Here is a 10,739-nt window from a genome sequence, read left to right as displayed (position 1 = left end):
GGGGGATTCCTGCGGTTTTGAATGTCAAAGCGGTTTGGAAGAAATACGGAACGGAGGAGAGAATGAAAGAGAAAAAAGGGAGCTTCAGCGGCTCAATCGGATTTGTGCTGGCTGCGGCGGGGAGTGCGGTAGGTGTCGGAAATATTTGGCGTTTTCCTTATTTATGTGCAAAGGACGGCGGCGGACTGTTTCTGCTTATTTATCTGGTGCTGGTGTTGACATTTGGTTTTGTTCTTTTGACAACGGATGTGGCGATCGGGAGGAAAACAAAGAAAAATGCGCTGAATGCATTTGCTGCGATTTGTCCGAAGTGGAAATTTCTGGGATATCTGACGTTTCTGGTCCCGGTGCTGATTATGACCTATTATTCGGTCATCGGCGGCTGGATTACGAAATATTTTGTGGAATACCTGGTATCTGGGGACAATGTGCCTGCACAGGACGGATATTTCACTTCGTTTATCACGTCAAAGGCAGCCCCGATCGTGTTTATGCTTCTGTTTCTGGCGCTGACAGCAGCGGTCGTTTACGGTGGTGTGGAAAAGGGAATCGAAAAGGTTTCGAGCTTTATTATGCCGGTGCTGGTTGTTTTGATTGTGGCGATTGCGATTTTTTCCCTGACGCTGTCGGCAGAAGGGGAGGACGGTACGGTTCGGACGGGAATGCAGGGACTGGCGATTTATCTGCTGCCGGATTTTCATGGACTGACGGTGAAACGGTTTCTGGAGATTTTGCTGGATGCGATGAGCCAGCTGTTTTTCTCCCTGAGTGTTTCGATGGGCATCATGGTGACTTATGGTTCCTATGTAAAAGATGACGTGGACTTAAATAAAACGACGAGCCAGATCGAAATTTTTGATACAGGAGTTGCATTCCTCGCTGGAATGATGATTCTGCCTGCGGTTTATGTGTTCCTTGGAAAAGAGGGCATGGCGTCCGGTCCCAGCCTGATTTTCATTTCGCTGCCGAAGGTTTTTACGGCGATGGGAGGCGCAGGAAGAATCGTGGCAATCGCCTTTTTCCTGATGATGGGCTTTGCGGCGCTGACATCGTGTGTATCCGTTATGGAAACGCTGGTTGCAAACTGTATGGAAGTATTTCATCGGACACGCAAAAAGATGTGTGGACTGATCGGCGTTTATTCGCTGGTAACGGCGGTGCTGATCTGCCTTGGCTACAACGTACTTTACTTTGAACTGCCGTTGCCAAACGGTTCCACCGGACAGCTGCTCGATGTGATGGACTATATCAGCAACAGCTTTTTGATGCCGTTTATTTCCTTGCTGACGAGCATCCTGATCGGCTGGGTGATTGGCCCGGACTGGATCGTTGGTGAGGTGGAGAAAAACGGTGAGCGCTTTACAAGGGCGAAGCTGTATCGTTTTATGATCAAATACGTCGTGCCGGTTGTGATGCTGATCCTGTTTTTGACCTCAACGGGACTGTTGAATAGGATTGCGTAAGAATTTTGTGCTGTAATAGGGGTCCAGGGAGCGCTGCCACTGTTTGTTGGCTACAGGCAAGCTGCTTGTAGGAAGAAAGGCACTTTTGGTCACAGGGGCAAGGCAGATAGGAAAGACATGGCTTATTAGAAATGAGAACGAGGCTATCCCATCAGTTTATGACTGCAGGATAGCCTCGTTTTTTAGTTGTCAGCCTCCGTTGTAACGAGAACTTGTTCAGCCGGAGGCGCGTTCGTTTCAAATCCCAGTATTCGTTTACAGCTGTTTATTCTGCCGCCGGAGCATCGGATTCGGAAGCGGTTTCCTCAGTCTTTACATCGCCGGAGGTTTCCTCAGCTTTTGGAGCATCGGTCGCCGGAGCAGCGGAAGCCTCCTTTGCAGCCTCTTCCTCTGCAATTGCCTCTGCAGCCTCCTTTGCCTCTGCAGCAGCTTCGGCTACAGTGGTGTGAACCTTGTCTGCTACGTAGCGGGCGGCGTCTTTGGCCAGATCAGCGGCAGCACTTCCGGCCTGCTTTGCAGCGCCGGCAGCAGTGTGAGCGGCTTCCTCGACAGCCTGTACATCTTCGTTGCTGCGAACCTTGTCGACCGTTTCGTTGATCTTGCCGGTTACGGTTTCGTATTCGCTGCTGTTTTTGATTCTGGAAACGGTGTCGCCGACTTTATTGAAAACAGTGTCGCGCAGCTGGACAGCCTTATCCTGAGCAGCCTTTAAGTCCAGGGTCACATAGGTATGCCCGTCCTCTTTCGTTTCGGAAGAAAAGACGGGAGTGTCTTCTTTTGCTTCTTCTTTGGCTTCCTCCGGATGCTCGCTTTCATCAACGAAATCATCGTCCGTGAAATCGGTGTCGTCAAAGTCATCCTCTGGGTCTTTTTCGAAATCATCCTCTTCTTCCGGAGCTTCCTGCACTGCGGCTTTTTTATTCTGGAGATAATAATAAGCAGCGGCAGCAGCGGTGCCGGCGGTAACTGCGAGAGTGAAAAGTTTTCCTAATTTTTTAGCCATAATAATGCCCTCCATACATATACCAGAATATGGTTACTTATTTCTCTCATTTTAATACTATTTTATGAAAATGAAAAGGTCAGTATGTATGAAAAATCTATAAACTTAACATTGAAGTGACCCTGCAGGTATGATAGAATGAAACGACTCAGAAAGTCAATGACGCGGGGACAGACACATGAATGATAAATTTTTTGATTTGAAACAGGAAAAGCAGGACCGGATGATCAACGCATCTCTGAAGATTTTTTCCAGGGGCGGCTATCGACACGCCAGCACGGATGAGATCGTAAAGGAGGCGGGGATCAGTAAGGGACTGCTTTTTCATTATTTTGGAAGTAAACTGGGGCTGTACGGATTTCTGTTTGACTACAGCGCGCGCTTTATGTTGTTGGAGCTTTCCAGAGAGGTAAAACGTTCCGAAACGGATTATTTTGCCCTGACAAAGCAGATGGAACAGGCGCGGATGCAGGTGATGAAGCTTTATCCGTATATGCAGCGGTTTCTGGATGTTGCGGTAAAAGAAGAGAATACGGAAGCGGTGGAGCGGATCGCGGAAAAGAAGCTGGATTACGAGGATCGGCTGCGGGCATACAGCATGCAGGCAGATTACAGCATTTTTGCACCATACGGGGATTCTGTGCGTGTGACAAAAATGGTGCGCTATACGATCGACGGGCTGACCGATGAGATGTCGGAGCGCTACGATTTTTCCCCGGAGAAGCTTTTTGCAGAGATCTGCGCTTATCTGGACACGCTGCGGCGGATGACCATAAAAGAGACTTAAAGGCGCAAGCAGCTGCGGAATGGAGGAAGAATAGTGAAAGAAAAGCTTTATACGATACCGCTGAATGATGCGGTAAATGCGGGCGATGAGTGCCCTTTTTGTTATATCGAGCGGAATGTAGAGCAGGATCTGATGGATTTTGTGCTTGGCTCCTGCGCTTCGTACATGGAGAGCGATGTCCGTGAGGATACAGACCGGGAAGGATTTTGCCGCACGCACATGAAAAAAATGTTCGATTACGGCAACACCCTTGGCAATGGCTGGATTTTAAAAACCTACTATAAAAAGCTGCTGTCCGAAATGGATGGCGAATTCAGGCATTTCAGGCCGCAGAAGCAGTCGATGGGGGACAAGCTGCGCAAAATTGCACCGAAGAACTCCGTGGCAGACTGGGTGCAGAAAAAGGAAAGCACCTGCTATATCTGCGACCGTTTCCAAAAAGAATACGAGCGCTATCTGGACACTTTTTTCTATTTATATGAAAAAGACCCGGATTTCAAAGCACGGATTGCAAAGAGTAAGGGCTTTTGCCTGCATCATTTTGGGGAGCTTTGCAGCAGCGCGGATACCAGACTGTCGGAGAAGGAAAAAGAGACCTTTTTCCCGGAAATTTTCGAGATCATGCAGAAAAATATGGAGCGTATGAGCGCAGATGTGGACTGGCTGATTGAAAAATTCGATTACCAGAACAAGGACGCGGATTGGAAAAATTCCAAAGATGCCATACAGCGCGGAATGCAGAATATCCGGGGCGGTTACCCGGCCGATCCGGTTTATAAAATGAATAAATAGACAGGAGAAATGAGAGAAAAGACATGAGTAATGCAAAAGAAACCAAGGTAGAAGACCACGATTATTCCCTGCAGCCGGTGCCTCAGTTTGCACGGCGCAGGCTGCTGACAATGTTTATGATCATGCTTGGCTTTACGTTTTTTTCAGCCAGCATGTGGACGGGACAGACGCTGGGTGACAGCCTTGACCTGTCCGGCTTTATCGGTTCCCTGATCCTGGGAGGTATCATTCTTGCAATTTATACCGGCTCTCTGGCTTATGTCGGTGCCAAAACCGGACTTTCCCTGGATCTGCTGGCACAGCATTCCTTCGGTGCAAAGGGCTCCTATTTGCCGTCTGTGCTGACCAGCTTTACCCAGATCGGATGGTTTGGCGTAGGTGTTGCGATGTTTGCAATTCCGGTTGCAAAACTGATCGCTCCGGAAAATCCCTGGCTGCCTTATTTGCTCGTTGCGATTGCCGGCATTTGCATGACCGGTTCCGCATTTTTCGGAATTAAGGCGATGACCATCGTCAGCTATATTTCCGTTCCGCTGATCGCAATTCTCGGCATTACGGCGATGGTAATGGCGGTCAAAACCGGTGACGTTCCGCTGGCTGAAAAATTTGCAGAAAGCCAGGGTATGAGCGTCATTGCAGGCGCCGGATTGGTCATCGGTTCGTTTGTCAGCGGCGGTACGGCAACTCCGAACTTTGCAAGATTTTCCAAAACGGCGCTGCAGTCCGTTATCGTCACAGTAGTCGCATTCTTTATCGGCAACAGTCTGATGTTTTGCTTCGGCGCGTTCAGCGGCGTTTATGTAGGCGGAAACGATATTTTTGAAGTTATGGTTGCGCTGAACCTGACGGTATTTGCGATTATCGTCCTGGGCTTAAATATCTGGACAACCAATGATAATGCGCTTTATACCGCAGGTCTTGGACTGTCCAATATCACAAAAGTGCGTAAACGTCCGATGGTTGTAATTTCCGGTATTCTGGGAACCGTAACCGCGGTATGGCTGTACAACAATTTTGTCGGCTGGCTGAATATCTTAAACTGCACACTGCCTCCGGTTGGCATGATTGTTGTACTTGGCTATTTCTGCCATAAAGAAGAATACGAAAAATGGGATGTGATTCCCAGACAGGTCAACTGGTTCGCAATCGCAGGTGTCCTCATCGGCGCGGCTGTTGCAAATCTGGTTCCGTGGGGCATCGCTTCTGTCAACGGTATGGTTATTGCAGCGGTATGCTACCTCGTTGGCGAACTGGTAGAACGGAAGAAGAAATAAATTCGAAGAAAATCGAAAATGAGAAGCGTCAAATTCTGCGAAACAGAGTGGAATTTGGCGCTTATTAACTTTGCTGACTTCTGCAAGCTCATGATGGAAGGCGGAATCCTTCCGAGAGTATATAAAAGAACAGTTTATTTGTAGAATCAGTGAATAGAAGTATGATATAATGAGCGCAAGAGAGCGGGAACAGGCGAAGCCTGCTCATCGCGAACGGCGAAATTATTGAGTGAGCTATGCTCACGATATAATGAGCACGAAAGAAAAACAAGCGACGCCGAAGGCGGCATTTGTTTTTCTCGTGCCATTAGCGAACGAGCAGCCTGCGTAGCAGGCGGTAAAGCGCGTCAGCGCGGGCTCGTGAGCGAGCGAGAGCGCAAGAGAGTCAGCGTTCTTGCATGACTGACAGTCGAAAGTAAGGCACACGGGAGAAAGATTGTAAAAAGCGTGCGCGGAAATGAGAGAAAACATGACATTACGAGAATTACCAATTGGAAAAACAGCTACAATTAAATCGGTCGGAGGAAAGGGTGCGCTTCGGCAGCACTTTCTGGATATGGGACTGATTCCGCAGGGCGACGTGACGATGGTGAAATATGCGCCCATGGGCGATCCGATGGAGCTGCGGATTCACAGCTATGAACTGACGCTGCGTCTGGCAGATGCGGAGAAAATTGAAATAGAGAATGTGCGGGACGTCTGTCCTGAGACTTCCCGGCAGATGGGGAAGCCGATTCCGCATCCGGGTCTGGGAGAAGAGGGAAAATATCACGATAAGGAAAAGGAAGATCCGCTGCCGGATCAGGAGGTACTGACGTTTGCCCTTGCCGGCAACCAGAACTGCGGAAAAACGACACTTTTTAATCAGCTGACCGGCTCAAATCAGCATGTTGGAAACTTTCCGGGTGTTACGGTAGACCGAAAGGACGGTCAGATCCGTGGACAGGAAAATACGCTGGTAACGGATCTGCCGGGCATTTATTCGATGTCCCCCTATTCCAGCGAAGAGGTTGTGACGAGAAACTTTCTGCTGGAGGAGCACCCAAAAGGAATTATCAATATCGTGGATGCGACAAATATCGAACGGAACCTTTATTTGACGATGCAGCTGATGGAGCTGGATATCCCGATGGTGCTGGCGCTTAATATGATGGATGAGGTGCGGGAAAACGGCGGTTCCATTCTGGTTAATCAGATGGAGGCGCTTCTGGGCATTCCGGTTGTTCCGATTTCCGCAGCCAAAAACGAAGGCATTGAAGAGCTGATTTCCCATGCGGTTCATGTGGCAAAGTATCAGGAGCGCCCCGGACGGGTGGATTTTTGCGACAGTGAGGAAGACGGCGGTGCCGTGCATCGGTGTCTGCATGCGATCATGCATTTTATTGAAGATCATGCAAAAGAAGCGGAGATTCCGGTGCGGTTTGCAGCTTCCAAGCTTGCAGAGGGAGATGTCCTGATCCGGGATAGCCTGAAGCTGGATGAAAATGAAAAGGAAACCCTGGAACATATCATCTGCCAGATGGAAGCAGAGCGGGGGCTGGACCGTGCCGCTGCGATTGCGCACATGCGGTTTGATTTTATCGAAAAGGTGTGCGACGAAACGGTGATTCGCCCCAAAGAGAGTAAAGAACATATCCGCAGTCAGAAAATCGACCGGATTTTAACGGGAAAATATACGGCGCTTCCGTGCTTTGCAGGCATTATGGCACTGGTGTTTTTCCTGACTTTCAGCGTAATCGGATCAGGCCTGTCAGATCTGCTCGATGCAGGGATTACGGCGCTTGGAAGCTGGGTGGATGCGCACATGACAGCGTGGAACGTAAACGATGTGATTCATTCCCTTGTGATGGACGGTATTTTTAACGGTGTTGGAAGCGTGCTGAGCTTTCTGCCCATCATTGTGACGCTGTTTTTCTTTTTGTCGCTGTTGGAGGACAGTGGATATATGGCGCGGGTTGCGTTTGTGATGGACAAGCTGCTGCGCAAAATCGGTCTTTCCGGCAGAAGCATTGTGCCGATGCTGGTTGGGTTTGGATGTACCGTGCCGGGCGTTATGGCGAGTCGGACACTGCCCTCTGCCCGGGACCGGAAAATGACGATTTTGCTGACGCCTTTTATGAGCTGTTCTGCAAAGCTGCCGATTTATGCGTTTTTCACAGCGGCATTTTTCCCGAAACACGGGGCACTTGTGATGATTGCACTGTATTTTGGCGGAATTGTGATCGGGATTTTGATGGCACTTTTCATGCGTGGGACGCTGTTTCAGGGAGAAGCGGTTCCCTTTGTCATGGAGCTGCCAAACTATCGGATGCCGGGAGCCAAAAATGTTGGACATCTGCTCTGGGACAAGGCAAAGGATTTTCTGCAGCGGGCCTTTACCGTTATTTTCATGGCAACGCTGGTGATCTGGTTTTTGCAGACCTTTGACCTGCATCTGAACATTGCAGCGGATTCGAAAGACAGTATACTTGCGCTGGCTGCCGGAAGCCTTGCATTTTTGTTTGCACCCATGGGCTTTGGAGACTGGCGGATCTCCACGGCGCTGATCACCGGATTTATGGCAAAGGAAAGCGTGGTTTCGACGCTTTCCGTGTTGTTTGGTTCCACCGGGTCGCTGCAGACGGTTCTGACGCCGCTTTCTGCTGCGAGCCTTCTGGTGTTCTGCCTGCTGTATACGCCCTGTGTGGCGGCGATTGCTTCGATTCGTCGGGAGCTTGGCGGAAAATGGGCGGTATTTGTCGTGGTCGGACAGTGCGTGATCGCCTGGATAGCGGCGTTTCTGGTATATCAGGTTGGCCATTTGTTTATTTGATAACATAATGCCGGGTCTGCGGCAACTAACATAACTCTGAGTTTACGGCAACTAACATAACGCCGGGGCTGCGGCGACTAAAATAGGAAATCAGGAGAGGTACATTATGAAAAACCAAAGCATAACCGAAGCGATGCTTCAATTTATCGAGGAGAGCCCGACGGCATTCCATGCGGCGGCAAACGTAGAAGCGCTGCTTTTGGAAAACGGCTTTGAAAAGCTGGAAAATCTGGCGGAGGGAGCGCTCGTGCCGGGCGGAAGCTATTATACGATGCAGAACGGTTCTGCAGTGCTGGCGGTGAAAATCCCCGAAAATCCTGCCAAGGGTTTCCGGATTGCAGCAAGCCACAGCGATTCTCCGTGCTTTAAAATCAAGGAAGTGCCGGAGATGAAGGTGGAAAACACCTATGTGAAGCTGAATGTGGAAAAATACGGCGGCATGATTTTAAGCCCGTGGCTGGATCGCCCGCTTTCCGTTGCCGGTCGTGTGTTTGTGGCCGGAAAAGATGGAAAGCCGGAAGCAAAGCTCGTCAATCTGAAAAAAGACCTGTTGATAATTCCCAATGTAGCGATTCATTTTAACCGGGAAATCAACAATGGCTTTGCATACAATCCGCAGACAGACATGGCACCACTGATGGGGCTGGATCAGGAGCTTTCGATCAAAAGGCTGTGCGCAGAAGCGGCAGACGTGGCGGAAGAGGAGATTCTTGGCAGTGATCTGTATGTGTATAACCGGGATAAAGGGCGCATCATGGGAGCGGACGATTCCCTGATCGGCTCTCCGCGTCTGGACGATCTGCAATGTGCTTATGCGACGCTGCGCGGATTTCTGGCATCGAAGCCGGAAGAATCTATCAGTGTGTATGCGCTGTTTGACAATGAAGAAGTTGGAAGCGGAACGAAGCAGGGCGCAGATTCCACGTTTTTGGAGGAGTTTCTGGAAATTGTTCTGGAAAATGTCTATCCGGATAAAAACAGGCTCTGGAAGCGTAGCTTTTATCAGAACAGCTTTCTTTTGTCCGCGGACAACGGACATGCGGTGCATCCGAACCATCCGGAGAAGACCGATCCGACTAACCGTCCGTACTTAAACGGTGGCGTTGTGCTCAAATATAACGGCAGTCAGAAATATACAACAGACGGTTATTCTGCAGCAATTGTCCGCCAGATCTGTAATACCTGGGAGATCCCGCTGCAGACCTTTGCAAACCGTTCGGATATCGCAGGCGGCTCCACGCTTGGAAACATTTCTACTGCCCATGTCTCCATTCCCTCTGCGGATGTGGGACTGGCACAGTTGGCCATGCATTCTGCATTCGAGACAGCGGGGGTGAAGGATACCGAAGCACTGGCACAGCTGGCAGAGCATTTATTTGTGTGAGTTTCCTTTGACACGAGAGGACGAAATCGGAGTGTTGGTACCTGACCCCGGGAAAAATTCGCTTCAAACAAAAGGCAGCGTTTGGAAGCTATGCACCTGCAGAATTTTTGTGTGGGTATTTCTGGATAAAGGGTATGACAAAGACACAAAATCCATTCATTGCAGCGGAATGGATCCGACGTGCAGTCAATCAGGATTATATTGAAGACAATCTGGTGGAGTACGACTGGTTCCTGGCACAGGATAAGGCGCTGGCAGCCCGCATTTTAGAACTGGGCAAGCAGCGTGGCAGTGCATTTGCATTGTATCGTCAGGGAGCGGACGCCATGCAGAAAGGAAATACAGAAGAAGCGATTGCTGCATATCAAAAAGCAGCGAATGTAGGAAATGCGGAAGCCTGCTATCGGCTTGCAATATGGACAGCGCAGCAGGCAAACGGGAACCTGTCCGAGGAAGAATTCAAACAGGTATTGAGCTGGCTGAAACAGGCAGCTCAGCAGGAGCATCCGGAAGCCTGCTATTGTATGGGAGCGCTGATGGAAAAGAACCATCCGGAGGTTGCCTGCAAATATTATGAAATTGCGGCAAATCGGCAATATATTCCTGCAATGCTAAAACTGGCATTATTGTATGATAAAGAGGATGCGCTGTTTGAGCAGCTGTTCTGGATGGATCGGCTGGTATGGAATGGAGAACACAGTCCGCTGAAGGATTTGCCTCGGATCCATATGCTGTATGCAGAAAAGCTGAAAAAAGAAGCGATCAGTGATCTTCAATCAGAACAGCAGCCGGAAACGTATAAATCCCGCATCGAGGCATGCAGAGAGGCTATTTTGGAAACGGGAAAGGCAATTTTCTGGCAAAAATGTATTTCCAGACAGCCGGAGAAAAATGATAAAGAAGTAAATCAGATGTATGAAGTGCAGAAGGAGCTCTATGTATATCTGGATTTCCTGGAGGATCTGAAACATTACGCGGAAAAGAAAAAGCGGATTGACGCGGAAATAGAAAAGGCAGAAGAAGAGCACGCAAGGGAAGCTGCTTTGTACGCGCAGCAAAAGAAGGAAGACGCTCTGCGGAATGCAGAGATGATGGGAGTCATTTTTGGAGCAGAGATGGAGGCATATTTGCTGGCAAGAGACTTTGCAGAAGAAATCAAAGAGGATCCCTGGCTGTATTGTGCCCTTACAGATGTCGATCCGTGGCTTGTGAATATACTGTAGG

The 10,739-nt window shown here is 49.4% G+C and carries 8 protein-coding genes; 7 read left to right on the top strand and 1 reads right to left on the bottom strand.

Annotated features, from left to right (window positions below):
- Positions 1-62 precede the first annotated feature (62 nt).
- Positions 63-1,463: a sodium-dependent transporter gene (locus OCV62_RS04840; protein WP_262585411.1), complete on the top strand. Its 1,401-nt coding sequence runs from the start codon at positions 63-65 to the stop codon at positions 1,461-1,463.
- Positions 1,464-1,728: 265 nt separating this feature from the next.
- Here OCV62_RS04840 and OCV62_RS04835 read toward each other — a convergent pair whose 3' ends face one another.
- The gene (locus OCV62_RS04835) at positions 1,729-2,466 is read right to left on the bottom strand and encodes a hypothetical protein (protein WP_262585410.1); all 738 of its coding nucleotides are present in this window, start codon (positions 2,464-2,466) and stop codon (positions 1,729-1,731) included.
- A 178-nt stretch (positions 2,467-2,644) separates the two neighbouring features.
- Between OCV62_RS04835 and OCV62_RS04830 the strand changes: the two genes are divergently transcribed.
- The 6 genes from OCV62_RS04830 to OCV62_RS04805 all read left to right on the top strand — a co-directional run bounded on the left by OCV62_RS04830 (position 2,645) and on the right by OCV62_RS04805 (position 10,738).
- Positions 2,645-3,253 (top strand): TetR/AcrR family transcriptional regulator, encoded by a 609-nt coding sequence (locus OCV62_RS04830; protein WP_262585409.1) that lies wholly within the window; start codon positions 2,645-2,647, stop codon positions 3,251-3,253.
- A gap of 33 nt (positions 3,254-3,286) precedes the next feature.
- Entirely contained in the window at positions 3,287-4,045 is a 759-nt protein-coding gene (locus tag OCV62_RS04825) for a DUF6062 family protein (protein WP_262585408.1), read from the top strand.
- A 23-nt stretch (positions 4,046-4,068) separates the two neighbouring features.
- Positions 4,069-5,319, top strand: coding sequence for a cytosine permease (codB, locus tag OCV62_RS04820; protein ID WP_262585407.1), 1,251 nt, complete (start codon positions 4,069-4,071; stop codon positions 5,317-5,319).
- Between the two features lie 469 nt (positions 5,320-5,788).
- On the top strand, positions 5,789-8,131 hold the full coding sequence (feoB, locus tag OCV62_RS04815) for a ferrous iron transport protein B (protein WP_262585425.1): 2,343 nt from the start codon (positions 5,789-5,791) through the stop codon (positions 8,129-8,131).
- Positions 8,132-8,237: 106 nt separating this feature from the next.
- Positions 8,238-9,515, top strand: coding sequence for a M18 family aminopeptidase (locus tag OCV62_RS04810; protein WP_262585406.1), 1,278 nt, complete (start codon positions 8,238-8,240; stop codon positions 9,513-9,515).
- Positions 9,516-9,649: 134 nt separating this feature from the next.
- Positions 9,650-10,738 (top strand): tetratricopeptide repeat protein, encoded by a 1,089-nt coding sequence (locus OCV62_RS04805; protein ID WP_262585405.1) that lies wholly within the window; start codon positions 9,650-9,652, stop codon positions 10,736-10,738.
- Position 10,739 lies beyond the last annotated feature (1 nt).

The organism is Gallintestinimicrobium propionicum (genome assembly GCF_025567525.1).
Classification (GTDB): Bacteria; Bacillota; Clostridia; order Lachnospirales; family Lachnospiraceae; genus Gallintestinimicrobium; species Gallintestinimicrobium propionicum.
This window is presented reverse-complemented; position numbering and strand designations above follow the sequence as displayed.

Excerpts from the sequence above, each read along its gene's own strand:
- OCV62_RS04840 (WP_262585411.1), top strand. The coding sequence starts at position 63 with ATGAAAGAGAAAAAAGGGAGCTTCAGCGGCTCAATCGGATTTGTGCTG.
- OCV62_RS04835 (WP_262585410.1), bottom strand. The coding sequence starts at position 2,466 with ATGGCTAAAAAATTAGGAAAACTTTTCACTCTCGCAGTTACCGCCGGC.
- OCV62_RS04830 (WP_262585409.1), top strand. The coding sequence starts at position 2,645 with ATGAATGATAAATTTTTTGATTTGAAACAGGAAAAGCAGGACCGGATG.
- codB (WP_262585407.1), top strand. The coding sequence starts at position 4,069 with ATGAGTAATGCAAAAGAAACCAAGGTAGAAGACCACGATTATTCCCTG.
- feoB (WP_262585425.1), top strand. The coding sequence starts at position 5,789 with ATGACATTACGAGAATTACCAATTGGAAAAACAGCTACAATTAAATCG.
- OCV62_RS04810 (WP_262585406.1), top strand. The coding sequence starts at position 8,238 with ATGAAAAACCAAAGCATAACCGAAGCGATGCTTCAATTTATCGAGGAG.
- OCV62_RS04805 (WP_262585405.1), top strand. The coding sequence starts at position 9,650 with ATGACAAAGACACAAAATCCATTCATTGCAGCGGAATGGATCCGACGT.